The following is a 25957-nucleotide window of genomic DNA, read 5'->3' as shown; positions in this document are numbered from 1 at the left end:
CCGGCCCAGGGCGACGAGCTTCTTCCGTCCGTGGCAAGACACGGCAGCGCACTGTGCCCATCACCGGCCCAGGGCGACGAGCTTCTTCCGTCCCGGCCCGCCGCTACCCCATGATCGCTCGGCGGGCGGCGGTGACCCGTTCGAGGAGCACTCGTTCGTCCTCGAGCCGGCGCACATCGGCCCGGCCCGTGGCGATCGCGTTCCTCGTGAAGGCGAGTCGCGTGGAATCCGCGATGAAGCTCCGCACGGCGGCGGTGCGCGGCGGGCGCTGGGCCTTCGCCCAGGCGAGGGCGGCCCGGCGGCCCGCCGGGGTCGAGAGCCCCTCGACCTCGCCCGCGTCGAACCATCCCGCCGCCTGGTACTCGCCGAGGCGCACGCGGGTGATCCGCACCTCCTGACGCCGCAGCAGCACGGTGAGCACGATCGCGGCGACGAAGATCGGCACCTGCACGGTCGTGTACAGCAGCACGGCGTCGGCGAACGCGAGCGAGCCGTTCCAGAGGGCGTGCAGCCCGATCGCGAGTGCGAGCCCGCCAAGGAACCAGCCGACGACCCGCGCGCCGCCGCCGCGGTTCGCCGCGATGCCGAGGGCGAGTCCCGTGCACGCGGTGAACAGCACGTGCGCGAAGGGCGAGAAGAGGCCGCGCACGACGAACGTCGCACCGAGCTCCTCAGCGCCGCCCTCGGCGAGCGCGACGCCGAAGTACAGCACGTTCTCGGTGAAGGCGAAGCCCGCAGCGACGGTCGCGGCGTACACGAGCCCGTCGACCGGACCGTCGAAGTGCGAACGCGAGAACAGGTAGACGAGGAGCACGCCGACGCCCTTCGCCGTCTCCTCCACGATCGGCGCCTGCACCACGGACTGCAGCACCTCGTCGCCGGCACCGCCCGGCGTCGTCACCGCGACGGCGATCTGCACGCCGAGGTCCGCGATCAGCGCGATCGCGACGGAGACCGCGGCGCCCCACAGGAACGCGAACCAGAGCGCCCAGCGCGGCTCCGGCTCCCAGCGGTCCACCCAGCGCACCGCGAGCAGCACGATGGCGAGCGGCACGAGGGCGAGCACCGAGCCCACTACGAGGCTCGACACGCCGAGCGCGACCGCGAGGTAGGCGAGGACGAGGAGGCCCACGAGCCCGGCGATCGAGATGCCGACGATCGCGAAGACGAGGCCCGACGAGCGTCGCGGCGGCGTCGCGGCGGGCGGCAGGAACTGGGGCTGGGCCTGCGGATGGAAGCTCACGCGCGCAGCTTATCGAGCGGGTGGCGCCGGCTCGAACATCACCCCCCGGGTTCAGGATGCCGAGCGGGTCGAACAGCCGCTTCACGCCCCGCTGCAGCTCGAAGCCGTCGGGGCCGAGCTCTTCGGCGAGCCAGCGGCGCTTCAGGATGCCGACGCCGTGCTCGCCCGTGAGGGTGCCGCCGAGGCGGACGGCGGTGCGGAACATCTCGTCGGCGGCGGCCCAGAGGTGCGCGGGGACCTCGCCGCCGGAGTAGACGAAGTTCGGGTGCAGGTTGCCGTCGGCGGCGTGCGCGATCGTCGGGATCTCGACGCCGTGCCGGGCGCCGATCTCCTCGATGGCGCGGAACATCTCGGCGAGCTTCGAGCGCGGCACGGCCACGTCCTCGATGAGCACCTCGCCGCGCGCGGCCATCGCGGGGTGCATCGCGCGGCGGATGCCGAGCAGCCGCTCCCCATCGACCACGTCGCCCGAGCGGCGGGTGCGCCCGCCCGCCGCCTCGAACACGGCGGCGACGGCGACCGCGTCGGCCTCGGCCCCGGCGTCGTCGCACTGGGCGACGACGAAGGCCTCACCGGGTGCGAGCCCGGCCAGCGGGGTGCCGACGAGCGCCGCCTCGCCGAGGTGCTCCGCGATGCGGGAGATCGATCCGGCGTCCAGGAGCTCGAGGATGGCCGGCCGGAGCTTCGCCGCCGTGACCGCGGTGCACGCCGCGGCGGCCGCCTCGACGTCGGGGAAGGCGGCGGCGATCGTCACGGGTCCGCCGAGCGGGATGGGCCGCAGCCGCACCGTCGCCTCCACGATCACGCCGAGCGTGCCCTCGGAGCCGGTGAAGAGCGCGGTGAGGTCGTAGCCGGTCACACCCTTGACCGTGCGGCGGCCCGTGCGGATCAGCCGCCCGTCGGCGAGGACCACGGCGAGCCCGAGCACCGCTTCGCGCGTGACGCCGTACTTCGCGCAGAGCAGGCCGCCCGCGTTCGTCGCGATGTTGCCGCCGATCGAGGAGATCTTCCGACTCGCCGGGTCGGGCGCGAACCAGAGTCCGCGCTGCGCGAGCCGGGCGTTCAGGGCGCCGTTGAGGACACCGGGTTCGACGACGGCGAGCTCGTCGTCCTCGTCGATCTCGAGGATGCGGTCCATGCCGGAGACGTCGAGCACGATGGCGCCCGGGCTCGCGATCGCGCCGCCGGCGAGCCCGGTGCCGGCTCCGCGCGGCACGACCGGGGTGCGGCTCGCGTGCGCGATCCGCATCGTCGCCTGCACCTCCGCAATGCTGCCGGGACGCACGACGGCGAGGGGGCGGGCGGCGGCGCGGTGCCCCGAACGGTCCTCTCGGCTCGCGTCGAGCGCGGCCTCGTCGAGGGCGACGGCGCCCCCGAGCTCGGCGATCAGCTGCTGGACGACCTCGTTCGACATGGATGCAGCCTAGCCGCGCCGCTCGTGTCCGATTCCCGCGAGTCGTTGTCGGCGGAGGGTGGCAGGGTGGAGTCATGACCGTCACCACCGACCGCCCGCAGCGGTCCGCCGCCCGCGACGAAGCCGCGCTCGCCGACCCGGTCTTCGCCGAGCGGTACCGGGCGATGCGCGCCCGCGACGCCCGCTTCGACGGGCAGTTCATCACGGGGGTGCACTCCACCGGCATCTACTGCCGACCGAGCTGCCCGGCTGTCTCCCCCAAGCCGTCGAACGTCACCTTCTACCTCACCGCGGCCGCGGCGCACGAGGCGGGGCTGCGCGCCTGCAAGCGCTGCCTGCCCGACGCCGTGCCCGGCTCCCCCGAGTGGGACCTCCGCGACGATCTGGCCGCCCGCGCGATGCGCCTCATCGCCGACGGTGTCGTCGAGCGCGAGGGCGTGCCCGGCCTCGCCGCTCGGCTCGGCTACACCACCCGCCACCTCACCCGGGTCCTCGGCGCCGAGCTCGGCGCGGGCCCCCTCGCCCTCGCCCGGGCGCACCGGGCCCAGACGGCGCGCACGCTGCTGCTCTCCACGAACATGCCGGCGGCCGACATCGCGTTCGCCGCGGGCTTCGGCAGCGTGCGCCAGTTCAACGAGACGATCCGCGAGGTCTACGACCGCAGCCCGCTCGAGCTGCGGCACGCGGCGCACCGCGCGGGAGCGGGCGGCGCGCCGCCGGAGGCCACCGCGGACGGCGGCGCCCACGTGCGGCTGCGGCTGCCCGCTCGCGAGCCGTTCGACGCCGACGGCGTCTTCACCTGGCTCGCGGTCCGCGCCGTCGCCGGCGTCGAGCGAGCGATCGAGGGCGGCTTCGAGCGCACCCTGCGACTGCCGGGCGGCCCAGCCCTGCTCTCGTTCACGAAGGCGGAGGGCGGCGCCGCGGTCGAGGTCGAGGCCCGGCTCGCCGCCCTCGGCGACCTGCCGCCGCTCGTCGCGCGGGTGCGCCGGCTCTTCGACCTCGACGCGGACGCGGTCGCGATCGACGAGGCACTCGCCGACGACCCGGCGCTCGCCCCGGCGGTGGCGCGGGTGCCCGGCATCCGCGTCCCCGGCTGCCTCGACCCGCACGAGCTCCTGTTCCGCGCCCTCATCGGCCAGCAGATCTCCGTCGCCGCCGCCCGCACCGCGCTCAGCCGCCTCGCCGCCGCGCTCGGCGAGCCCATGCCGTCCGCAGCGCCCGGCGAGCTCGCCCTGCTCTTCCCCACGGCGGCCGCGATCGCGGCGCGCGGCGCCGAGGTGCTCGCCGGCCCGAAGGCGCGGATCGCGACCATCCTCGACGTCGCCGAACGCCTCGCGAGCGGCGAGCTCCTCGTCTCGGCCGAGCGCTCGCGGGAGCAGCTGGCCGCCGACCTCCTCGCCATCCGCGGCATCGGCCCCTGGACCGCCGGCTACGTGGCGATGCGCGTCACCCGAGCGCCCGACGTCCTGCTGACGAGCGACCTCGCGCTGCGCGCCGGTGCGCGGGCGCTCGGCCTGCCGGGCGAGGTGGGCGAGCTCGACCGGCGCGGTGCGGCCTGGGCGCCCTGGCGCAGTTACGCCTCGATGCACCTCTGGCGCGCCGCCACGTGACGCGTCCCTTTCGGATGGCGGAAGCGACTGTCGCCATTGTGGAAGGATCGCGCCGGAGTGTTGTACATGCCGTCAGGTTTCGCCTGGATGCCACCCGATAGCTTGGAATGGTGAAATTCGCGCACCTGAGAGTCGAAGGCCAGACGACCCCCCGGCTCGCGGTGGTGATCGCCGAAGCAGCGCTCTTCCTCGACGAGGTGCTCGATCCGGCCCCTCGCGACCTGCAGGACCTCATCGAGCGGGGCCCCGACGGGCTCGCCGCGGTCCGTGTCGCGGTCGACGTCGCCCTCGAGGCGGGCGCGCGACTCACCCCCGTCTCCGAGCTGCGGCACGCCTCGGCAGTGCTGCGCCCGCCGCACATCCTCGCGATCGGCGCGAACTACGCCGCCCACTCGCAAGAGCTGAAGCTGCGCCACGAGACCGCCCCGACGATCTTCTCGCTCTGGCCCAACTCGCTCACCGCGCACGGCGCCACGACGAGCTGGTCGGAGGACCTCTCCACGCAGGTCGACTACGAGGCCGAGCTCGGCGTCATCATCGGTCGGCCGGCACGCGGCGTGCACGTGCGCGACGCACTCGACTACGTCTGGGGCTACACCGTGGTGAACGACATCACGGCGCGCAACATCCAGTTCAGCGAGGCGCAGTGGTCGCGCTGCAAGTCCTTCGACGGCTTCACCCCGACGGGGCCCGTGGTGGTCACCGCCGACGAGATCGCCGACCCGCAGGACCTCTGGCTCACGACGAACCTCGACGGCCGCATCCTGCAGGACGCCTCGACGAACGAGATGGTGCGCAGCGTCGCGGAGATCATCTCCTACCTGTCGCGCTCGGCGACGATCCCGCCCGGCACGCTCATCAGCACGGGCAGCCCGGGCGGCGCCGGCTACTCGCGCAACCCGCAGGTGTTCCTGCAGGACGGCTCCACCGTCACGATCACCGTCGAGGGCATCGGTTCGCTCACGACCCACTGCCGCGTCGTCTGAGGCGACGCCGCACACCGAACGCACCACGGCGCCCCGGCCTCGGCCGGGGCGCCGTTCGCGTCTCGACTACTCGCTCGGTTCGGCCTGCAGCTGCTGCACCGGGATCGCGGTCGTGATCGGGCGGATGCCGGAGAGCTTCGACGGCGAGAGCTGCCGCTCGACGTCCTCGCGGCTCATCAGCCCGGCCTCGACGACGAGATCGGCAACGGGGCGGCCGGTCGCGAGCGCGAGCTTCGCGAGCGTCGCCGCCTCGGTGTAGCCGATGAACGGGATGAGCGCGGTGATGACACCGACGCTCGTCGAGACCATGTGCTCGAGCCGGTCGGTGTTGGCGGTGATGCCGTCGACGCAGTTCACCCGCAGCGTCCAGCAGGCCTGGCGCATCCACGTGATGGACTGCAGCAGCGAGTGCGCGATGACCGGTTCGAAGGCGTTCAGCTGCAGCTGGCCGCTCTCGGCCGCCATCGTGACCGTGAGGTCGGCACCCGCGACGGCGTACGCGACCTGGCTGACCGCCTCGGGGATGACGGGGTTGACCTTGCCCGGCATGATCGACGAGCCGGCCTGCTTCGGCGGCAAGTTGATCTCGCCGAGCCCCGCCTGCGGCCCGGAGGAGAGCAGGCGCAGGTCGTTGCAGATTTTCGAGAGCTTGATGGCGCTGCGCTTCAGCGCGCTCGAGAAGGTCATGAAGACGCCGGTGTCGCTCGTGGCCTCGATGAGGTCGGGCGCGGTCTCCAGGGTGAGCCCGGTGATCTCGCTGAGCCTGCGGACCACGGCGGCGGTGTAGCCGGGCTCCGCGGTGATGCCGGTGCCGATCGCGGTGGCGCCGAGGTTCACCTCGGACAGCAGCTTGATGGTCTCGCGGAGCCGGTCGACGTCCTCGCCGAGCGTGGTCGCGAAGCCGTGGAACTCCTGCCCGAGCGTCATCGGCACGGCGTCCTGCAGCTGCGTGCGGCCGACCTTCAGCACCTCGTGGAACTCGCGCCCCTTCTTGCCGAAGGCGATGCGCAGCAGGTCGAGCTCGGTGAGCATCGTGCGCAGCGAGAACGCCATCGCGAGCTTCACCGCGGTCGGATAGGTATCGTTCGTCGACTGGCTGCGGTTGACGTCGTCGATCGGGTGCAGGACGTCGTAGCGGCCCTTCTCGTAGCCGCCGATCTCGAGCGCGAAGTTCGCGATGACCTCGTTCGCGTTCATGTTCGTCGAGGTGCCGGCGCCGCCCTGGATGACGCCGACGACGAACTGGTCGTGCAGCTCGCCGTCGATGATGCGCTGGCAGGCCTCGTCGATCCACGCGGCCTTCTGCTCGGTGAGCACGCCGAGCTCCCGGTTGGCGCGGGCGGCGGCCTGCTTCACGGAGGCGAGGGCGACCACGAGCTCCGGGTAGACCGAGATCGGGCGCTTCGTGATCGGGAAGTTCTCGAGGGCGCGGAGCGTGTGCACGCCCCAGTAGGCGTCGATGGGCACGTGGCCTTCGCCGAGCGAGTCCCGCTCGACTCGGGTGGGGACGTCGGGTCCGATCATGTTCGCCTCCAGGCGGCGCTCGTGGGTCGGGTGTGCGGAGATCGACACGCTGGCTCCATCGCCTCGGCCGCCGGGGATCGCCCGGCGGGTGGTACCGGCGCGGTTCCGCGCCTCCTCCGAGCCTAGCCCGAAGCGCCGAACGGCGGAGCGCCCCCGAGCCCCGCCGCTCGGCTCCACCGGCGCCCCCACGCCGGGATCCGTCGCCCGCTCAGCCGAGCGGGGTCGCCCCGCCCGGTCCGCCCGTGCCCCGCTCCTCGACGGGCGCGTCGACGCCGTCGCTCGCGAGCAGCTGCTCCTCGACCGTGCCGCCGTAGCCCTCGGCCTGCGGGTCGCCGTGCAGGCCGCCGGACACCGCGTACTCCTCCTCCGGGGAGAGCACCAGGCGGTGCCGGCCCCAGACGCCGAAGATGACGAGCATCACGAGGTACACCACCGCGATCGCGATGATCGCCGGCACGAAGGTCGGGTTCAGCAGGAAGCCGACGAAGATGAGCGCCGCGATGACCGCCGCGGCGATCGCCCCTGGCACGCCCCACGGGCTGCGGTAGGGCCGGCTCGCGTTCGGGAACTTGCGGCGCAGCAGCACGAAGGCGACCATCTGCATGAGGTACGCGAGCACCGCGCCCCACACGGCGATGTTGAGCACGATCGCGCCCGCGACGCCGCCGGCTCCGCCCGCGAGGTCGACGATGTTGAGCGCGACGAAGCCGATGATCGCGCCGGCGACGAGCGCGACCCACGGGGTCTGCCGCGATCCGGTGAGCGAGAGGAACTTCGGGTAGTAGCCCGCGCGGGACAGCGAGTACATGTTGCGTCCGTAGGCGAACATGATGCCCTGGAGCGAGGCGAGCAGGCCGACGAGCGCGAAGAGCGCGAGCACGGCGGCCGCGCCGTCGCCGACGATCGCCCGGAAGCCGTCGAGCAGCGGCTCCCCCGCGGTGCCGGTGGCCTCCGCACCGATGACGCCGGTGTTCAGGAACAGCACGAGCAGGCCGGTGATGATGAGCGTCGCGCGGGCGATGAGGCCGGCGCGCGGGATGTCCCGGACGGGGTCGTGCGACTCCTCCGCGGCGAGCGGGAGCTCCTCGATGCCGAGGAAAAACCACATCGCGAACGGCAGTGCGAAGAGGATCGGCAGCACGCCGTGCGGCAGGAACGCGGTCTGGCCGGCGTCGGGCGCGATGTTCCAGAGCGCGTCCCAGGAGAACTGGCCGGAGAACAGCGCCATCGCCGAGAACACGAGGATGATCGCGATCGAGATGATCGACACGACGATCGCGAACTTGAACGAGATGCTCGCCCCGGCCGCGTTGAGCGCGATGAAGGCGAGGTAGAGGATGGCCCACCAGATCGGCGCCGGCATCGAGAAGCCGAGCAGCTCGCTCGTGATGCCGTCGGCGTAGGCGGCCGAGAAGTAGACGATCACCGCGGTGGTGGCGACGTACTCGATCGTCTCGGCGAGGCCCGTGATGAAGCCGCCCCACGGGCCCATCGCCGCCCGCGAGAAGGAGTAGGCGCCGCCCGTGTGGGGCATCGCCGAGCTCATCTCGCCGATGGAGAAGATCAGGCCGTAGTACATGACGATGAGCACGGCGAAGGCGATCAGCATGCCGCCGAAGCCGGCGAAGTCGATGCCGAAGTTCCACCCCGAGAAGTCGCCCGAGATGACGGCGGCGACCGCGAGGCCCCAGAGCCCCCAGACGCCCGCCGAACGCTTGAGCCTGCGCTTCTCGAAGTAGCCCTCGTCGGCCGTCGAATACGTGACGCCCGACACCTTGAGCGTGTCCTTGGCCATGGTGCTCCCTTGCATTCATGGCGCGCGCCGTTCGGGGGCGAGCGCGGGGGTGCGGTGTGTTGGCCACGATGATAGGGGCGTCAATGGTCGGCCGTACAGACCTTTCGCGAAGAAATCTCCCGGAAACTTCCAGATCGAGTGCGAGGCATCCATTCCCAGCGGCGCGCACTCATGATGTAATGGTCGCCACAACCGACCATTCCACTCGAGGAGGAGCATCGAATGTCGGCACCCACGGGACCCCTCACGCTCGACCAGCTGCGCCAGGCGATCGCCGACGACCACGTCGACACGGTCATCGTCTCGTTCACCGACATGCAGGGGCGCCTCGTCGGCAAGCGGGTCTCGGCCCGGCTCTTCCTCGAGGACGCCGCCGCGCACGGCGTCGAGGCGTGCAACTACCTGCTCGCGGTCGACGTCGAGATGAACACCGTCGACGGCTACGCGATGTCGAGCTGGGAGCGCGGCTACGGCGACATGGCGCTCATCCCCGATTTCGCGACCCTGCGGATGGCGCCGTGGCTGCAGCAGACCGCGATCGTCACCGCCGACCTCCGCTGGCTCGACGACTCCCCCGTCGAGCCCTCGCCCCGACGCATCCTGCAGCGCCAGCTCGAGCGCCTCGCCGAGCGCGGCCTCACCGCCTTCGTCGGCACCGAGCTCGAGTTCATCGTCTTCGACGACTCGTACCGCGAGGCCTGGCGCAAGGGCTATCGCGAGCTCACGGCGGCGAGCGACTACAACATCGATTACGCCCTGCTCGCCTCGACCCGCATGGAACCGCTGCTGCACGACATCCGCCGCTCGATGGAGGGCGCCGGGATGTACTGCGAGGGCGTCAAGGGCGAGTGCAACTTCGGACAGCAGGAGATCGCGTTCCGCTACGCCGACGCGCTCACGACCTGCGACAACCACTCGCTCTACAAGAACGGCGCGAAGGAGATCGCCGACCGGCACGGCAAGGCGCTCACCTTCATGGCGAAGTACGACGAGCGCGAGGGCAACAGCTGCCACATCCACATCTCGCTCCGCGGCGCCGACGGCGAGGCGGTCTTCGCCGACGAGTCCGCCCCGCACGGCATGTCCAAGCTGTTCCGGCACTTCCTGGCCGGGCAGCTCGCCGCCATGCGCGAGCTCACCCTCTTCTCGGCGCCGAACATCAACTCCTACAAGCGCTACGTCGCCGGCAGCTTCGCCCCGACCGCGATCGCGTGGGGGCTCGACAACCGCACCTGCGCCCTCCGCGTTGTCGGCCACGGCCACGGCATGCGCGTCGAGAACCGGGTGCCGGGCGGCGACGTCAACCAGTACCTCGCCGTCGCCGCGCTCATCGCCGCGGGCCTGCACGGCATCGAGCAGGAGCTCGAGCCCGACGAGCTCTTCGCCGGCAACGCCTACGAGTCCGACGTCGCCCGGGTGCCCGCGACCCTCCGCGAGGCCGCCGAGCTCTTCGCGGGCTCGGCCGTCGCCCGCGACGCCTTCGGCGACGAGGTCGTCGAGCACTACCTGAACAACGCGCGCGTCGAGATCGCCGCCTACGACGCGGCCGTGACGGACTGGGAGCGGGTTCGTGGCTTCGAACGACTCTGAGCCGCAGCGCCCGCGCGCGGCGAACGCGGATGCGCCCGTCATCGGCATCACGACCTACCTGGAACGGGCGCAGACCGGGGTGTGGGACGTCCCCGCCTCCTTCCTGCCGAAGGTCTACCTCGACGCCGTCACCGACGCGGGCGGCATCGCCGTGCTGCTGCCGCCGCAGCCCGCGGACGCGCCGCTCGCGCGCCGGGTGCTCGCCTCGCTCGACGGGCTGATCGTGGCCGGCGGCGCCGACGTCGACCCGGCCCGCTACGGGCAGGCCGCCCACCAGCGCACGGGTGCGCCCAGGGTCGACCGCGACGACTGGGAGGACGCGCTGCTGACCGCCGCGATCGACGACGGCGTGCCGTTCCTCGGCATCTGCCGAGGCGCCCAGATGCTGAACGTCGCCCTCGGCGGCACGCTGCACCAGCACCTGCCCGACGTCGTCGGCACCGAGGCGTACCAGCCCGCGCCCGCCGTCTTCGGCGAGACCACCGTGCGGATCGCCCCGGGTTCCCGCCTCGCGGGACTCGTCGGCGAGACCGACGCCCTGCCCGTGCACGTCTACCACCACCAGGCGCTCGACCGCGTCGCCGACGGCCTCGTCGTCACCGCGCGCAGCGACGACGGGATCATCGAGGCCGTCGAGCTGCCCGCCGCCCCGTTCGGCGTCGCCGTGCAATGGCACCCGGAGGAGAACGCCCGCGACCGCCGGCTGTTCGCCGGCCTCGTGGAGGCCGCCCGGGCGCACCGGGCGGCGCGCGAGCGCACCGCCGCAGCCCCCGCTTCCCCCGCATCCCCCGCCTCCCCTGCCTCCGAGAGGACCGCGCCATGACGCACACCATCGTGAATCCCGCCGACGAGCAGTTCGTCACCGTTGTCGAGGGCGCGGACGTCGAGCAGACGGATGCCGCGATCGCCGCCGCCGCGCTGGCGCAGCGCGGCTGGGCCGCCGCGGCGCCCGCCGACCGGGCGCGAGCGCTCCGCCGCTTCGCCGAGGCCGTGGACGGCGCCGTCGAGGAGCTCGCGGCGCTCGAGGTGCGCAACTCGGGGCATCCGATCGCTCAGGCCCGCTGGGAGGCGGGGCACGTCCGCGACGTGCTCGAGTACTACTCCGCCGCGCCCGAGCGGCTGTTCGGCCGGCAGATCCCGGTCGCCGGCGGCCTCGACGTCACCTTCCAGGAGCCGCTCGGCGTGGTCGGCGTCATCACGCCGTGGAACTTCCCCATGACGATCGCTTCCTGGGGCTTCGCGCCGGCGCTCGCCGCCGGCAACGCGGTGGTGCTGAAGCCCGCGGAATGGACGCCGCTGACGAGCCTCCGGCTCGCCGAGCTCGCGCTCGAGTCCGGGCTGCCGGAGGGGCTGTTCCAGGTCGTCCCGGGCCGGGGCTCGGTGGTCGGCGAGCGCTTCGTCACGAATGAGACGGTGCGGAAGGTGGTCTTCACCGGCTCCACGGAGGTCGGTCAGCGCATCATGGCCGGCTGCGCGGCGCAGGTGAAGCGGGTGACCCTCGAGCTCGGCGGCAAGAGCGCGAACATCGTCTTCGCCGACGCCGACCTCGAGCGCGCGGCGGCCACCGCGCCGTACGGCGTGTTCGAGAACGCCGGCCAGGACTGCTGCGCGCGCAGCCGCATCCTCGTCGAGCGCAGCGTGTACGAGCGCTTCATGGAGCTGCTCGAACCGGCCGTCCAGGGCGTGAAGGTCGGCGACCCGCGCGACGAGGCCACCGAGATGGGGCCGCTCGTCGCGGCGGCGCACCGCGAGCGGGTGCGGGAGTTCGTGCCCGACGACCACGACGTCGCGTTCCGCGGCAGCGCACCGGACGGCCCGGGGTTCTGGTTCCCGCCGACGGTGCTCACCCCCGCCCGCGACGCCCGCGCCGCGACGGAGGAGATCTTCGGCCCGGTCGTGTCGGTCTTCCCCTTCGACGACGAGGCGGATGCCGTCGCGTTCGCGAACGCCGGCCGGTTCGGTCTGTCCGGCTCGATCTGGACGCGCGACATCGGCCGCGGCATCCGCGTCGCCCGCGGCGTCGAGTCCGGCAACCTCTCCGTGAACTCGCACTCCTCCGTGCGCTACTCGACGCCCTTCGGCGGGTTCAAGCAGTCCGGGCTCGGCCGCGAGCTCGGGCCCGACGCACCGGCCGCCTTCACCGAGACGAAGAACGTCTTCATCGCCGTCGACTGAGCCGGCCCGCACGCCCCGATCCGACCACCGCAACCCAGGGAGCACCATGACCGTCACCCCGCTCGACCTCACCCAGCGCCTCGCCGGGCGCGTCGCCGTCATCACCGGCGGCGCCTCGGGCATCGGCCTCGCCACCGCCCGCCGCCTCGCAGCCGAAGGCGCGAAGGTCGTCATCGGCGACCTCGACCCGACGAGCGGCGCGGCCGCGGCGAGCGAGGTCGACGGCCTCTTCGTGCAGCTCGACGTCACCGAGGAGGCGCAGGTCGACCACCTCTTCGACGAGGCCGCGCGCGTCTACGGCTCGGTGGACATCGCCTTCAACAACGCGGGCATCTCCCCGCCCGACGACGACTCCATCGAGACGACCGAGCTGCCGGCCTGGCAGAAGGTGCAGGACGTCAACCTGAAGAGCGTGTACCTGTGCTCGCGGGCCGCGCTCCGGCACATGGTCGCGCAGGGCCGCGGCTCGATCATCAACACCGCCTCCTTCGTCGCGGTGCTGGGCTCGGCCACCTCGCAGATCTCCTACACGGCGTCGAAGGGCGGCGTGCTCGCGATGAGCCGCGAGCTCGGCGTGCAGTTCGCCAGGCAGGGCATCCGGGTGAACGCGCTCTGCCCGGGCCCGGTCAACACGCCGCTGCTGCAGGAGCTGTTCGCGAAGGACCCCGAGCGGGCGCAGCGCCGGCTCGTGCACGTGCCGGTCGGGCGCTTCGCGAACCCCGAGGAGCTCGCGGCGGCGGTCGCCTTCCTCGCGAGCGACGACGCCTCGTTCATCACGGGGTCGACCTTCCTCGTCGACGGCGGCATCAGCGCCGCCTACGTCACGCCCCTCTAGGCTCGGAAGCATGGACGAGCGGGGAGCGGAGCAGCCGGGCATGCTGGACGCCGGCCTGCTGCTGCGACCCGCCCGCCCGGCGAACGCCTTCGAGGAGACCGTGCAGCGGCTGCTGCAGACCATCCGGCTCGGGCTCATCGCGCCGGGCGAGCGCCTGCCGGCCGAGCGCGAGCTCGCGGCGACCCTCGAGGTCAGCCGCGACACCCTCCGCGAGGCGATCGGCTCGCTCGCGGACGCGGGCTGGGTCGTCGCCCGGCGCGGCCGCTACGGCGGCACCTTCGTCTCCGATCCGCTGCCCGAGCCCGGGCCCGGCGTGCCCAGGCCGATCGAGCGGCGGGCGCTCGACGACACCCTGGCGCTGCGCGCCGTCGTCGAGGTCGGCGTGGCGCGGCGGGCGGCCGAGAGCGAGCTGAGCGCCGCCGACCGGGAACGCCTCTGGCAGGCGCACCTCGCCTGCGGCCAGGCGGACGAGGCGGGCTACCGGGTCGCGGACTCCCGGCTGCACCTCGTCATCGCCGAGGTGGTCGGGGCGGAGTCGGTGACGCCGCTCGTGGCCGAGGTGCGGATGCGCATCAACGAGCTGCTCGACGGCATCCCCCTGCTCGCGCCGAACATCGCGCACTCCGACGAGCAGCACGGCGCGGTCGTGTCGGCGATCCTGAAGGGCAGTCCCGACGAGGCGGCGCAGGCGATGGCGGAGCACCTCATCGGCACCGAGGCGCTGCTGCGCGGCTTCTACGGCTGAACTCGCGCACACGCGGAACGGGGGCGCGCCGTCGGCGCGCCCCCGTCCGTGGTGCGAGCGTCAGAACGCGGTCGCGAAGAAGGGGAGGAACGGCAGCGTGAGCGCGCCGAAGGCGAGCATGCCGAAGCCGACGAGCACGGTGCCGACGAGCATCACGGTGTTGAGCACGACGCCCCAGATGGCCATGGTGCGCGAGGCGGGCTCCCGCTGGAGGCCGACGATGCCGAGCACGAGACCGCCGATCGGCACCAGGAAGGTGAAGCCGGCGACGATCGACACGAGCCCGAGCACGAGGCTCGCGATCGAGAAGCCGTTCGTCTCGGCCGCCTGGGGCTGCGCCGGGGCGGGCTGCTGAGCCCCGCCCGCCGGGTGGACGGGGGTGACGGTGGGATCGATGGTGGTGGTCATGGCTCCAACGCTACGGATGCCGCGGCGCGGTCGGTATGGGGATATCCCCCGATTCCCGACCCCGAGCACCCCGAACCCCGAGCGCTCCCGACGGCCGAGCGGGGTCACTCCTCGGCGAGCGCCTCGGCGACGAGCTGCTCGACGACGGGGAGGCAGCGCGCTCGGTCGGCCGCGACGAAGCCGATCCTCGTGCGCCGATCCAGCACGTCGGCCGCGGTGAGCGCACCCTCGACGCGCACGGCGTACTCCACGTCGGCGCGGCGCACGGCGACGCCCTCGCCGATCGCGGCGGCCGGCTCGCTCAGCCGCGCGCGGACGAGGGCGTCGTCGACCCCGACGAGCCGCAGCCGGGCGGTGCGGCTCGGCGGCGCCGCGATCGCCCGCGTCGCGACCGCGAGGTCGACCGCCTCCTCGGCCATCCGCCGGTAGGTGGTGAGCTTGCCGCCGAGCACGGAGACGAATCCGGCGTCGGACACGGCGACGAGGTGGCGGCGCGAGAGGTCGGCCGTGCGGTCGGCGCCGCTGTCGATGAGCGGCCGCAGCCCGGCGAACGCGCCGAGCACCTGCTCCCGCCGGACCGGCGTGGCGACGACCCGGTTGAGGCTCGCGAGCAGGAAGGCGATCTCGGCCTCGCTCGGCTCCGGCACCTCCGGCACGGGCCCCGGGGCCTCCTCGTCGGTGAGGCCGACGAGGACACGGCCGGAGCGCTGCGGCAGGGCGAACACGTAGCGGCTGATCGAGCCCTCGTGCGGGATCGTCAGCGCCGCGGACGGGTCGCCGAGGACCGCGCCGTCGAGCACGAGATGCGTCCCGCGGCTCGGCCGCACGGTGAGGCCCCCGTCGAGGCCGCCGGCCCAGACGCCCGTCGCGTTCACGACGGCCCGCGCGCGGAGCTCGAACCGCTCCCCGCTCAGCGCGTCCGCCACCTCGGCCCCGTCGGCGCGCAGCCGGAGCGCGCGGACGCGCGTGAGGATCCGCGCCCCGTGCGCGGCGGCCGTGCGGGCGACGGTGACGACGAGCTTCGCGTCGTCGAGGAGCTGCCCGTCGTATGAGAGCATCCCGCCGCGGAGCCCGCGCCGCTCGAGCGCCGGCACGAGCCGTCGCGCCGTCCCCGCCGTGACCGGCCGCGGCGGCGGCAGCACGGCCCGCGGGGTGCGTGCCTGCACGCGGAGGAGGTCGCCGAGGCCCATGCCGACCGCCCCGGCGGCGCGCTGAGGGAGCGAGACGCCCGGCAGGAACGGGAGCAGCTGCGGCAGCGGGCGGATGAGGTGCGGCGCGATCGCGGTCATCAGCAGCTGGCGCTCGGCGGCGCTCTCCCTGGCGGTCGCCACGTCGCCGGTGGCCAGGTAGCGGAGGCCGCCGTGCACGAGCTTGGAGCTCCACCGGCTCGTGCCGAAGGCGAGGTCCTGCGCCTCGACGAGCACGACGCGGAGCCCGCGCGCGGCCGCGTCGAGCGCGACTCCGGCCCCCGTGATGCCGCCGCCGACGACGAGCAGATCCGCCGTCTCGCCGGCGGCCCGCTCGAGCTCCCGGCCGCGGCGGCGCGCGTCGAGCGCGTCGGACGCGGTCATGGCCGCAGGTGCCCGTCGAGGGCCGCGCAGAGCTCGCGCTCCCAGGCGTCCTCGTCGATGAGCTCGGTGACGGTGCCGTGCGAGAGCACGGCCGACTGGGCGATGAGCAGGAGCATGACGGCGATCTCGCGGGGCTCGCCCCGACGCACCGAGCCCTCGTCCTGCGCCGCCCGGATCGCCGCGGCGAGCCAGGCGAGGATCATCCGCTGGCTCGAGCCGACGCGCTGCAGGGTGTACCGCGTGAACGCCTCCGGCTCGTCGTCGAGCAACCGGCCGTAGACCGCGTCGGTGCGGAACCGGGCGGAGAAGCGCAGCACGTCGTCGACGAGGCCCGCGCGCGTGCTCGCGGGGGTCTCGAAGGAGCCGAGGATGCGGATGACCCGGCGCAGCAGTGCCGAACGGACGACGTCGTCGGCGTCGCTCCAGCTGCGGTAGACGGTGGGGCGGCTCAGCCCGGACCGGCGCGAGAGTTCGGCGATCGTCACCCCGCCGACGCCGCGACGGCGGATGAGCTCGTCCGCGGCGTCGAGCACGCGCGACTGCGTGGCGTCCCACTCGGGGAGCTCGGCGCCGAACGGCGGCAACATTGCTTGACGTTCTTCCATGATCTGTCACACTGTAATGCATGAGCGATGCACGCGACAGAGTCGCCGCGGACCCGCCGATGCGGTGGAACGGCTGGGGCGACCCCGCCAAGGCCAAGGAACTGCCGCTCGCCGTGCGCACGCTGCTGCCGCTCCTGCTCGGCCGGGTGCGGCGCCCCGCCCCGGCCGCGGAGCTCGACGCCGTGCGACTGGCGCCGCCCGCCCTGACCGCCGAGGAGCTCGACGCGCTCCGCGCCGTCGTCGGCGAGGCCCACGTCGAGCTTTCGGCCGAGGCCCGGCTCCGGCACGCCGGCGGCCGCTCCACGCCGGACCTCCTCCGTCGCCGGGCGGCGGAGCAGCTCGCCCCCGACGCCGTCGTGCGTCCCGCCGACCACCACGAGGTGCTCGCCTGCCTCGCCGTGGCGGACGCGCACGGCATCGCGGTCATCCCCTACGGCGGCGGCACGAGCGTCGTGGGCGCCCTCGACCCCGAACGCGGCGCCCACCACGCCGTCGTGAGCCTCGACCTGCGCCGGCTCACCGGCCTCCGCTCCTTCGACGAACTCAGCGGCGAGGCCGTCCTCGCCGCCGGCACCACCGGCCCCGAGGCGGAGGCGCTGCTCGCCGAGCACGGCTTCGAGCTCGGCCACTTCCCGCAGAGCTTCCGCTACGCGACGATCGGCGGCTTCGCCGCCGCCCGTTCCTCCGGGCAGAACTCGGCCGGCTACGGCCGCTTCGACACCATGGTCACTGGACTGCGCGTCGCCACCCCCACCGGCGAGCTCGAGCTCGGCCGCTCCCCCGGCTCCGCCGCCGGCCCCGACCTCGTCCGGGTGTTCCTCGGCTCCGAGGGCATCTTCGGGGTCATCACCGAGGTCCGGGTGCGCGTGCACCGAGTGCCCCGCGAGCGGGTGTTCGAGGCCTGGACCTTCCCCGACTTCGCGTCGGGCGCGGAGGGGCTCCGCCGAGTCGCCCAGCACGGCGGCGGTCCCACCGTCATCCGCCTCTCCGACGAGGCCGAGACCGCCGTGAGCCTCGCCCAGCTCGGCAAGCTCGGCAAGGCGCTCGCGAAGGGCGCGAGCGCCGTCACGGTCTACGAGGGCGACGGCATCGAGGAACGCCGGGCGCGCACTGCGGAGCTGCTGCGCGCTGCTGGCGGCACCTCCTCCGGTGCGGGAGCCGCCTCCGAGTGGCTGGCCGGCCGCTTCGACGGCCCCTACCTGCGCGACGCCCTCCTCGACGCCGGCGTGTTCTGCGAGACGCTCGAGACGGCCACCACGTGGTCGAGGCTGCCGGCGCTGCGCGAGGCCGTCGAGCGCGCGCTCCGCGACGGGCTCGGCGCGGCCGGGGCGAAGTCGTACGTCATGTGCCATGTCTCGCACGTCTACCCCACCGGCGCCTCGCTCTACTTCACCGTCCTCGCGGGCATCCGCGACGAGCCGATCGAGGTCTGGGAGCGGGTGAAGGCGGGCGTCAACGACGCCATCCTCGCCGCGGGCGGCACCATCAGCCACCACCACGCGGTCGGCCGCGACCACGCCCCGTGGCTGCCGACGGAGATCGGCGAGACCGGCATCCGCATCCTCCGCGCCATCAAGCGCGAACTCGACCCCCGCGCGATCCTGAACCCCGGCGCGGTCATCGCGGCAGAGCCAACGTCCGGGCCCGAAGCCGGTCCGGGCCGGGAGGGATGACGGTGGGCGGGCACATCGCGGTGCTGGCCAACCCGTTCGCCGGGAAGGGGCGCGGACGCGCGGCGGCGGCAGCGGCCATCGCGGGGCTCCGCGCGCACGGCGCCGAGGTGCGCAGCTACGAGGGGAGCTCGGCCGCTGACACCGCCGCCCTCGCGGTGCGGGCGCTCGAGGGCGCCCCGACCGCGCTCGTGGTCGTCGGCGGCGACGGCACCCTCTCCGGCATCCTCGAGCCACTCCTCGCCGGCTCGGTGCCGATCGCGCTCGTGCCCGCGGGCACCGGCAACGACCTCGCCCGCGCGCTCGGCCTCCCCCGCGACGACGCGACGGCGGCCGCGGTGCTCGCGATCACCGGGACCGCCCGGGTCATCGACGTCGGCGAGGTGCGGAGCGCGGGCCGGACGACGCCCTTCCTCACCGTCGCCGCCCTCGGCTTCGACGCGAAGGTCAGTGACCGCACGAACCGGCTGCGCTGGCCGCACGGCGCCCTCCGCTACTACCTGGCGCTCGCGATCGAGCTCGTGCGGCTGCGCCCCATGGACTTCACGATCCGGATCGAGGACGAGGCCGAGTACCGTGCCCCGGGCACGCTCGTCGCGGTCGGCAACACCGAGAGCTACGGCGGCGGGATGCCGGTCTGCGTCGGCGCGCACCCCGACGACGGGCTGCTCGACCTCGTGCACGTCGCCCCGCTCACGCGGCTGCGGCTCATCCGGCTGTTCCCCCTGCTGCTGCGCGGCCGGCACGACCGCCGCCCCGAGGTGACCCACCGGCGCGCCCGCGCGGTGCAGGTCTCGGCCCCCGGGCTCACCGTCTACGCCGACGGGGAGCGGGTCGGCAGCGGCGACTGCGAGATCGTCTCGCGGGCGGGCGCGCTGCGCATCATGGTGCCGCCCGCGCCCCGCCGCCCAGCCGTCGGCGAAGCGGCGCACGCCGCGGGCGGCCCGGCATGAGCGCGCGGACCGCGTTCGACGAGGACGTCGTCATCGTCGGCTCGGGCTTCGGCGGCTCGGTGGCGGCGCTGCGGCTGGCGGAGAAGGGCTACCGGGTGCGCGTCTACGAGGCCGGCCGGCGCTTCGCCGACGAGGACTTCGCGAAGACGAGCTGGAACCTGCGGCGGTACCTCTGGGCGCCCGCGCTCGGCTGCTACGGCGTGCAGCGGATCCACCGCCTGCCGCACGTGATGATCCTCGCCGGCGCCGGCGTCGGCGGCGGATCGCTCAACTACGCGAACACGCTCTACGAACCCGGCCCGGGTTTCTTCGCCGATCGGCAGTGGCGGGATCTCGCGGACTGGGCGGGCGAGCTCGCCCCGCACTACGCGACGGCCAAGCGCATGCTCGGGGTCGTCGAGCGCTACCCGCACCACGGACCCGTCGAACGGATCATGGCGGGCGCGGCCGAGGACCTCGGCGTCGGCGACACGTTCCGGCGGGCCCCCGTCGGCGTCTGGTTCGGCCGCCCCGGCGAGCGCACCGCCGACCCGTTCTTCGGCGGCGAGGGGCCCGAGCGCACCGGCTGCACGCTCTGCGGCAACTGCATGGTCGGCTGCCGGGTCGGGGCGAAGAACACGCTCGTCAAGAACTACCTCGCGCTCGCCGAACGCCGCGGCGTCGCCATCGAGCCGCTGCGCACCGTCACCGAGGTGCGCGAGCTGCCGGGCGGCGGCTTCGCCGTCACCACCCGCCGCACCGACGGCCGCCTGCGCCGCGGCGAACGCACCGTCACCGCGCAGCGGGTCGTGCTCGCCGCCGGCACCTGGGGCACGCAGCAGCTCCTGCACCGGATGAAGCACTCGGGCGCGCTGCCCGCCGTCCCGGACGCGGTCGGCCGGCTCACCCGAACGAACTCCGAGGCGCTCGACGGCGCCGTGGCGACCGCGGTGCCCGACTCCCTCGGCCTCGCGCACGGCGTCGCCATCACGACCTCCTTCCACGTCGACGACCGCACCCACGTCGAGAACGTGCGGTACGGGCCAGGCTCGAACCTCATGGGCGCGCTCGCGACCGTGATGGTGCCCGGCGAGCTCCCGCTCGCCCGTCGGCTCGGCCGGGCCGCACGGCTCGTGCTGCGCTCGCCCGCCCGCCAGTTCCGGCTCGCCTCCCTGCGCCGCTGGAGCGAGCGCGGCATCATCGCGCTCGTCATGCAGACGGCCGACAACTCGCTCACCCTCTCGCTGCGCCGCCGCTTCGGCCGACTGAGCCTCACCAGCGCACAGGGCCACGGCGAGCCGAACCCGAGCCATCTGCCCGAGGCCCACCGCGCCGCCGAGGCCATCGCCGCGCGGATGACCGCAGAGGGCGGCGTCCCGGCCGAGGCTCGCGGCTCGTGGCCGGAGGTGTTCGGCATCCCGCTGACCGCGCACTTCCTCGGCGGCGCCCCGATCTCCGCGTCCCCCGCCGACGGCGTGGTCGACGCGTACCACCGGGTGTGGGGCCATCCCGGGCTCTCCGTCGTCGACGGCGCGGCCGTGCCCGCGAACCCGGGCGTGAACCCCTCGCTCACGATCACGGCGCTCGCCGAGCGCGCCCTGTCGTACTGGCCCGCGGCGGGCGCGCCCGACGAGCGGCCGAGCCAGGAGCAGCTGCTCGCGCGCTGAGCGCGCCGGCCGGCGCCGCCGCGCCGCCACTTCTCCGATCGAAGTGACGACAGGGGGCCCTCCGCTTCGCTATGCTCCGATGCAGCGCACGGCCCCTGCCGCGCCGCTCGAGCCCCGGCCCGCCGCGCGACCCGCGCCGACGGGCACCCCCACCACGCGAAACGGAGCCCCATGGCACTCCCCTGGACCCTTCACGGCAACGGCAAGACCGTCGCCCCGGGCGAGGTCGTCGCCCCCGGCGAACGCCTGAGCTGGCCGCGCACCATCGGCCTCGGCGCGCAGCACGTCGTCGCCATGTTCGGCGCCACCTTCCTCGTGCCCCTGCTCACCGGGTTCCCGCCGGCGACGACGGTGCTGTTCTCCGGCATCGGCACGATCCTCTTCCTGCTGATCACGCAGAACCGGCTGCCGAGCTACCTCGGCTCCTCGTTCGCGTTCATCGCCCCGGTGACCGCGGCGCTCGCCTCCGAGCAGGCGGCCGACCCGATGGGCGCGGCGCTCTTCGGCATCGTCGCCGTCGGCGTGATGCTCGCCCTCATCGGCGCGCTCGTGATCTGGACGGGCACCGGCTGGATCGACGTGCTCATGCCGCCGGTCGTCGCGGGTGCGATCGTCGCGCTCATCGGCCTGAACCTCGCCCCGGCGGCGAAGTCCAACTTCGACCAGGCGCCGCTCACCGCGCTCGTCACGCTGGCGGCGGTGCTGCTCACGACCGTGCTGTTCCGCGGCATCCTGGGCCGGATCTCGATCCTCATCGGCGTGCTCGTCGGCTACGTCGCGGCGGTGCTGCAGGGTCAGGTCGACTTCGAGAAGATCGACCAGGCCGCCTGGGTCGGGCTCCCCGAGTTCCACCTCGCCGGCAACCCCTTCGCCGACGCGGCGCTCTGGGGCCTGCTGCCCGCCTTCCTGCCCATCGTGCTCGTGCTCATCGCCGAGAACGTGGGCCACGTGCGGGGCGTCGCCCAGATGACCGACCCCGCGGTCAACCGGCAGACCGGCCGCGCCCTCTTCGCCGACGGCATCGCGACCACCATCGCGGGCTTCTTCGGCGGCTCGGGCACGACGACCTACGGCGAGAACATCGGCGTCATGGCCGCGACGCGCGTCTACTCGACGGCCGCGTACTGGGTGGCCGGCTTCGTCGCGATCCTGCTCGGCCTCTCGCCGAAGTTCGGGGCGCTCGTGAACACGATCCCCGCGGGCGTGCTCGGCGGGGCCACGGTCGCCCTGTACGGCCTCATCGGCATCATCGGCGTGAAGATCTGGGTCGACAACAAGGTCGACTTCTCGCGCCCGGTGAACCAGTTCACGGCCGCGACGGCGCTCATCATCGGCATCGCCAACTTCACGATCCAGTTCGGCACCGTGGTCTTCAACGGCATCGCGCTCGGCACCGTCGCCGCGATCGTCGTGTACCACGCGATGAACGCCATCGGGAAGGCGCGCGGCACGGCGTAGTCCCGCCTCGGACGACGGATGCCCCGGGCAGCAGTGCTGCCCGGGGCATCCGTGTGTCAGCCGCCGATCAGGCGAACAGCGCCTCCACCGGGCCGCGGGCGAAGTAGAGCAGGAAGCCCGCCGCGACGATCCACAGCAGCGGGCTGATCTCGCGCGCCTTGCCGCCGAGCGAGCGCACCACGACCCAGGCGATGAAGCCCGCGCCGATGCCGTTCGCGATCGAGTACGTGAGCGGCATGACGGTGACCGCGAGGAACACCGGCAGCAGCACCGAGAAGTCGCTGAAGTCGATGTACCGGATCTGCGACATCATCAGCGCACCGACGATCACGAGCGCAGCCGCGGCGACCTCGGTCGGAACGATCGACACGAGCGGCGTGAAGAACATCGCGAGCAGGAACAGCACGCCGGTCACGACGTTCGCGAAGCCCGTGCGTGCCCCCTCGCCGATGCCTGCGCCCGACTCGATGAACACGGTGTTCGAAGAGCCCGAGGTGAAGCCGCCCGCGACGGCGCCGACGCCCTCGACCACGAGGGCCGACTTGATGCGCGGGAAGTCGCCCCGCTCATCGGCGAGCCCGGCCTCCTTCGAGAGCCCCGTCATCGTGCCCATCGCGTCGAAGAAGTTCGTGAAGACGAGGGTGAAGACGAGCATGAGCGCCGCGAGCACGCCGATGCGCTCGAAGGAGCCGAAGGAGACCTGGCCGACGAGCGAGAGGTCGGGCAGGCTCACGGGCGAGCCGGACAGCTCGGGCACCGACAGCCCCCAGCCGTTCGGGTTCACGAGCTCGCCGTTCGCGATCTTCGGGCCGAGGTTCCAGATCGCCTCGATGACGACCGCGAGCACGGTGCCGGAGACGAGGCCGATGAGGATGCCGCCCTTCACCTTGCGGGCGACGAGCACGCCGGTGATGAGGAGGGTGAGGATGAAGACGAGGCTCGGCACGGTCGCGACCGAGCCGCCGGCGCCGAGGCCGACCGGGGGCGAGGAGAGGCCAGTCGCCGTCACGAAGCCCGCGTCGACGAAGCCGATGAAGGCGATGAACAGGCCGATGCCGACCGTGATCGCGAGCTTCAGCTGGATCGGCACCGCGTTGAAGATCATGCGCCGCAGGCCGGTGGCCGCGAGCAGCACGATGATGAGGCCGTTCACGACGACGAGGCCCATCGCCTCGGGCCAGGTGACCTGGCCGACGACGGAGACCGCGAGGAAGGAGTTGATGCCGAGGCCCGCGGCGAAGCCGAACGGCAGTCGCGCGACGACGCCGAAGAGGATCGTCATGACGCCCGCGGTGAGGCCCGTGACCGCCGACAGCTGGGCGAAGCCGAGCTGGTTGCCGTCGACGTCGACGCCGGAGGACAGGATGATCGGATTCAGGATCACGATGTAGGCCATCGTCACGAAGGTGACGATGCCGCCTCGGATCTCCGTGCCGACGGACGAGCCGCGGGCGGTGATCTCGAAGAAGCGGTCAAACGCGTTCTTGGGGGTCTGCTGCGGGGTGTCAGCAGTCGGGGTCGTGGTCGTCATTGGCTGCGCCTTCTGTGGGGTCGCCGAGCGTGCACTCGGAGGTGGGGTATCCGAAGGGTGATGCAACGACTCGGGCGTCAGGCCCCGCCGACGAGCCGCGTGAGGTGCTCGCCGAGGATCAGGTAGATCCCGACGAGCACGGCGATCGCGCTCAGCGCGAAGCAGCCCCACGCTCCGAAGAGCGCGAGCCGCTTCTGGCCTTCCGTGAGCGGACTCTTCTTGGCCGCCTTCGCGGCGCGCTTCGCTGCGGCCTTGATCTCGGCGGGCGTGACGATGGTGATCGCGTCGGTGAACTCGGCGGGGGTGACGAGCGGGGTGCGACCGGACAGGGTGAGCAGGCGGATACCGAGCGCGTACGCGCTCACGACGACGCAGGCCCCGACGAGCGCGGAGACGAGGACGAGGAGGAAGGCGGCCCAGTCGATCACTTCTTCGCCTTCCGCTTGGGCTTCGGGTTGCGCTTGATCTTCACGGCGCGACCGGAGTCGGCGACCTCGGAGACCACGTTGTGGTGGGAGACCTCGCTGCGCCTCGACCACATGAAGATGCCGATGATCACGATGACGCCGACGACCGCGTCGATGATGACCCCGCCGACGCCGAGGTGGGCGACCAGCGCGGCGAGCGCGCCGACCGCACCCGCGGCGGGCAGCGTCAGCAGCCAGCCGACGCCGATGCGCCCGGCCGTGCGCCAGCGCACCTTCGAGCCGCGCCGGCCGAGGCCGGAGCCGATCACCGAGCCCGAGGCGACCTGCGTCGTCGAGAGCGCGAAACCGACGTGGCTCGAGGCGAGGATCGTCGCGGCGGTCGCCGTCTCGGCCGCGAAGCCCTGCGCGGGCTTCACGTCGGTGAGGCCGGTGCCGAGGGTCTTGATGATGCGCCAGCCGCCCATGTAGGTGCCGAGCGCGATCGCGACGGCGCAGGTGACGATGACCCACCACTGCACGTCGCTGCCCGGCGCCTGCAGGTTCGCGGCGACGAGCGTGAGCGTGATGACGCCCATCGTCTTCTGCGCGTCGTTCGTGCCGTGCGCGAGTGCGACGAGCGAGGACGAGAAGATCTGCGCGTAGCGGAAGCCGTCGCGGCCGTCGGGCTTGCCGTCGTAGCGCCGGGTGATCGCGTAGGCGAGCTTCGTCGCGGCGTAGGCGACGAGTCCCGCGGTGAGCGGCGCGAGCAGGGCCGGCAGGATGACCTTCGAGACGACGACCGGGAAGTCGATCGCCCCGAGGCCGGCGCCCACGATCGCCGCGCCGATGAGGCCGCCGAACAGGGCGTGGCTGGACGAGGACGGGAGCCCCATCAGCCAGGTGATCATGTTCCACACCACGGCGCCGATGAGGCCGGCGAACACGAGCTCGGGCGTGATCAGTACGCCGCCGTCGCCCTCGCGGATGATGCCGCCCGAGATGGTCTTCGCGACCTCGGTGGACAGGAACGCGCCGACGAGGTTCAGGATCGCGGCGAGCGTGACCGCGGTCTTGGGCCGGAGCGCCCCGGTGGCGATCGGCGTCGCCATGGCGTTCGCCGTGTCGTGGAAGCCGTTCGTGAAGTCGAAGAACAACGCCAGTGCGATGACCAGCACGACGATGAGGGTGAGATCCACCGGCGCCTTTCTGTAGTGGACGCTGCCTCTTGTGATCGGTGAAGACGTTCACCAGAAGTTCATGGGGTATCGCTTGCGGCCTCCGCGGAGCCCGCGCACCCGTCGATCCTACGCGACGGACGGGCCCGGTTCCACCACGGTGGCGAGATCGTCCCCGAAGACGAAGGAGCGCTCCACCCGGCCTCCCGCGAGCACGCCCGGAAGCCATCGCGAGGCGTCGTCCCACATCCGCTCGAGCGGCACCTCGTCGACCGGGAACCACTCGGGATCGAGCTCGTCGGAGGCGCGCGGTTCCCCTCGCCATTCGCGGCAGACGAAGACGTGCGAGCGCTGGCTCCACGACTCCCGAGTGGGGAAGCGGTAGTCGACGACGCCCCGCGCCTCGAGGTCGGCCGGGGCGACGTCGAGGCCGACCTCCTCGGCCACCTCGCGGACGCACGCGGCGGCCGGGGTCTCCCCCGGCTCGAGCTTGCCGCCCGGGGCGACGAGCCGCCCCTCCCCCAGGCCGTGCTTCTTGCGCCCGAGGAGCACCTCGAGCCGCCCCTCCCGCTCGCGCAGGAGGTAGCACACGCACACCTCGGGATGCCGCATCCGC

At 73.2% G+C, this 25957-nt stretch carries 21 protein-coding genes and 1 pseudogene; 11 read left to right on the top strand and 11 right to left on the bottom strand.

The features are described 5' to 3' along the window. Positions 1-103: 103 nt before the first annotated feature. Together ACFWE1_RS10545 and ACFWE1_RS10540 are read right to left on the bottom strand one after the other, a co-directional pair. Positions 104-1243: a PrsW family intramembrane metalloprotease gene (locus tag ACFWE1_RS10545; RefSeq protein ID WP_376933406.1), complete on the bottom strand. Its 1140-nt coding sequence runs from the start codon at positions 1241-1243 to the stop codon at positions 104-106. A 43-nt stretch (positions 1244-1286) separates the two neighbouring features. Beyond that, positions 1287-2657, bottom strand: a pseudogene (locus ACFWE1_RS10540) (FAD-binding oxidoreductase); the annotation flags it as partial. 74 nt (positions 2658-2731) lie between these two features. Between ACFWE1_RS10540 and ACFWE1_RS10535 the strand changes: the two are divergent. Further along, positions 2732-4267 (top strand): AlkA N-terminal domain-containing protein, encoded by a 1536-nt coding sequence (locus ACFWE1_RS10535; RefSeq protein ID WP_376933405.1) that lies wholly within the window; start codon positions 2732-2734, stop codon positions 4265-4267. Positions 4268-4377: 110 nt separating this feature from the next. Then, positions 4378-5253, top strand: a complete 876-nt coding sequence (locus ACFWE1_RS10530) for a fumarylacetoacetate hydrolase family protein (RefSeq protein ID WP_376933404.1) — start codon at positions 4378-4380, stop codon at positions 5251-5253. A gap of 66 nt (positions 5254-5319) precedes the next feature. On the opposite strand, the gene ACFWE1_RS10525 is transcribed toward ACFWE1_RS10530, so the two are convergent. Continuing rightward, a complete protein-coding gene (locus ACFWE1_RS10525; protein WP_376933505.1) occupies positions 5320-6777 on the bottom strand; it encodes an aspartate ammonia-lyase in 1458 nt (485 codons plus the stop codon). A gap of 208 nt (positions 6778-6985) precedes the next feature. Then, entirely contained in the window at positions 6986-8572 is a 1587-nt protein-coding gene (locus ACFWE1_RS10520; protein WP_376933403.1) for an amino acid permease, read from the bottom strand. Between the two features lie 222 nt (positions 8573-8794). Here ACFWE1_RS10520 and ACFWE1_RS10515 point away from each other — a divergent pair, with 222 nt between their 5' ends. Genes ACFWE1_RS10515 through ACFWE1_RS10495 form a run of 5 tightly spaced genes read left to right on the top strand, consistent with a single transcriptional unit; the run spans position 8795 to position 13917 of the window. Then, positions 8795-10162 carry a glutamine synthetase family protein gene (locus tag ACFWE1_RS10515; protein ID WP_376933402.1) on the top strand — a complete coding sequence of 456 codons (1368 nt, stop codon included), beginning with the start codon at positions 8795-8797 and terminating at the stop codon, positions 10160-10162. Further along, positions 10143-10985, top strand: coding sequence for a gamma-glutamyl-gamma-aminobutyrate hydrolase family protein (locus ACFWE1_RS10510; RefSeq protein WP_376933401.1), 843 nt, complete (start codon positions 10143-10145; stop codon positions 10983-10985). Before ACFWE1_RS10515 ends, ACFWE1_RS10510 begins: the two co-directional genes overlap by 20 nt. Further along, entirely contained in the window at positions 10982-12337 is a 1356-nt protein-coding gene (locus ACFWE1_RS10505) for an aldehyde dehydrogenase family protein (RefSeq protein WP_376933400.1), read from the top strand. Before ACFWE1_RS10510 ends, ACFWE1_RS10505 begins: the two co-directional genes overlap by 4 nt. Positions 12338-12383: 46 nt before the next feature. Continuing rightward, positions 12384-13172: a 3-oxoacyl-ACP reductase gene (locus tag ACFWE1_RS10500; protein ID WP_376933399.1), complete on the top strand. Its 789-nt coding sequence runs from the start codon at positions 12384-12386 to the stop codon at positions 13170-13172. Positions 13173-13182: 10 nt separating this feature from the next. Next, positions 13183-13917: a FadR/GntR family transcriptional regulator gene (locus tag ACFWE1_RS10495; RefSeq protein ID WP_376933398.1), complete on the top strand. Its 735-nt coding sequence runs from the start codon at positions 13183-13185 to the stop codon at positions 13915-13917. Between the two features lie 60 nt (positions 13918-13977). On the opposite strand, the gene ACFWE1_RS10490 is transcribed toward ACFWE1_RS10495, so the two are convergent. From ACFWE1_RS10490 to ACFWE1_RS10480, 3 genes are all read right to left on the bottom strand, one after another. Beyond that, a complete protein-coding gene (locus ACFWE1_RS10490; RefSeq protein ID WP_376933397.1) occupies positions 13978-14325 on the bottom strand; it encodes a DUF4190 domain-containing protein in 348 nt (115 codons plus the stop codon). Between the two features lie 104 nt (positions 14326-14429). Next, positions 14430-15896, bottom strand: a complete 1467-nt coding sequence (locus ACFWE1_RS10485; protein WP_376933396.1) for a glycerol-3-phosphate dehydrogenase/oxidase — start codon at positions 15894-15896, stop codon at positions 14430-14432. After that, the gene (locus ACFWE1_RS10480) at positions 15893-16501 is read right to left on the bottom strand and encodes a TetR/AcrR family transcriptional regulator (protein ID WP_376933395.1); all 609 of its coding nucleotides are present in this window, start codon (positions 16499-16501) and stop codon (positions 15893-15895) included. Before ACFWE1_RS10480 ends, ACFWE1_RS10485 begins: the two co-directional genes overlap by 4 nt. Positions 16502-16521: 20 nt before the next feature. Between ACFWE1_RS10480 and ACFWE1_RS10475 the strand changes: the two genes are divergently transcribed. From ACFWE1_RS10475 to ACFWE1_RS10460, 4 genes are all read left to right on the top strand, one after another. Further along, a complete protein-coding gene (locus tag ACFWE1_RS10475) occupies positions 16522-18174 on the top strand; it encodes an FAD-binding oxidoreductase (RefSeq protein ID WP_376933394.1) in 1653 nt (550 codons plus the stop codon). Between the two features lie 2 nt (positions 18175-18176). Beyond that, positions 18177-19124: a YegS/Rv2252/BmrU family lipid kinase gene (locus tag ACFWE1_RS10470; RefSeq protein ID WP_376933393.1), complete on the top strand. Its 948-nt coding sequence runs from the start codon at positions 18177-18179 to the stop codon at positions 19122-19124. After that, positions 19121-20770 (top strand): GMC oxidoreductase, encoded by a 1650-nt coding sequence (locus tag ACFWE1_RS10465; RefSeq protein WP_376933392.1) that lies wholly within the window; start codon positions 19121-19123, stop codon positions 20768-20770. The genes ACFWE1_RS10470 and ACFWE1_RS10465 overlap by 4 nt, the downstream gene beginning before the upstream one ends. A gap of 171 nt (positions 20771-20941) precedes the next feature. Then, positions 20942-22228: a uracil-xanthine permease family protein gene (locus ACFWE1_RS10460; RefSeq protein WP_376933391.1), complete on the top strand. Its 1287-nt coding sequence runs from the start codon at positions 20942-20944 to the stop codon at positions 22226-22228. A 67-nt stretch (positions 22229-22295) separates the two neighbouring features. On the opposite strand, the gene ACFWE1_RS10455 is transcribed toward ACFWE1_RS10460, so the two are convergent. From ACFWE1_RS10455 to ACFWE1_RS10440, 4 genes are all read right to left on the bottom strand, one after another. After that, positions 22296-23759: an NCS2 family permease gene (locus ACFWE1_RS10455; RefSeq protein ID WP_376933390.1), complete on the bottom strand. Its 1464-nt coding sequence runs from the start codon at positions 23757-23759 to the stop codon at positions 22296-22298. Between the two features lie 77 nt (positions 23760-23836). Next, on the bottom strand, positions 23837-24187 hold the full coding sequence (locus ACFWE1_RS10450) for a peptidase (RefSeq protein ID WP_243568706.1): 351 nt from the start codon (positions 24185-24187) through the stop codon (positions 23837-23839). Beyond that, positions 24184-25362, bottom strand: a complete 1179-nt coding sequence (locus ACFWE1_RS10445; RefSeq protein ID WP_376933389.1) for an anion permease — start codon at positions 25360-25362, stop codon at positions 24184-24186. The genes ACFWE1_RS10450 and ACFWE1_RS10445 overlap by 4 nt, the downstream gene beginning before the upstream one ends. Positions 25363-25470: 108 nt before the next feature. Beyond that, on the bottom strand, positions 25471-25953 hold the full coding sequence (locus ACFWE1_RS10440; RefSeq protein ID WP_376933388.1) for an 8-oxo-dGTP diphosphatase: 483 nt from the start codon (positions 25951-25953) through the stop codon (positions 25471-25473). Between the last annotated feature and the right edge of the window lie 4 nt (positions 25954-25957).

It is taken from the genome of Agromyces sp. NPDC060279 (assembly GCF_042726785.1).
In the GTDB taxonomy this organism is placed as follows: domain Bacteria; phylum Actinomycetota; class Actinomycetes; order Actinomycetales; family Microbacteriaceae; genus Agromyces.
Note: the sequence above shows the minus strand (reverse complement) of the source record. Positions and strands in the feature narration are given on the sequence as shown.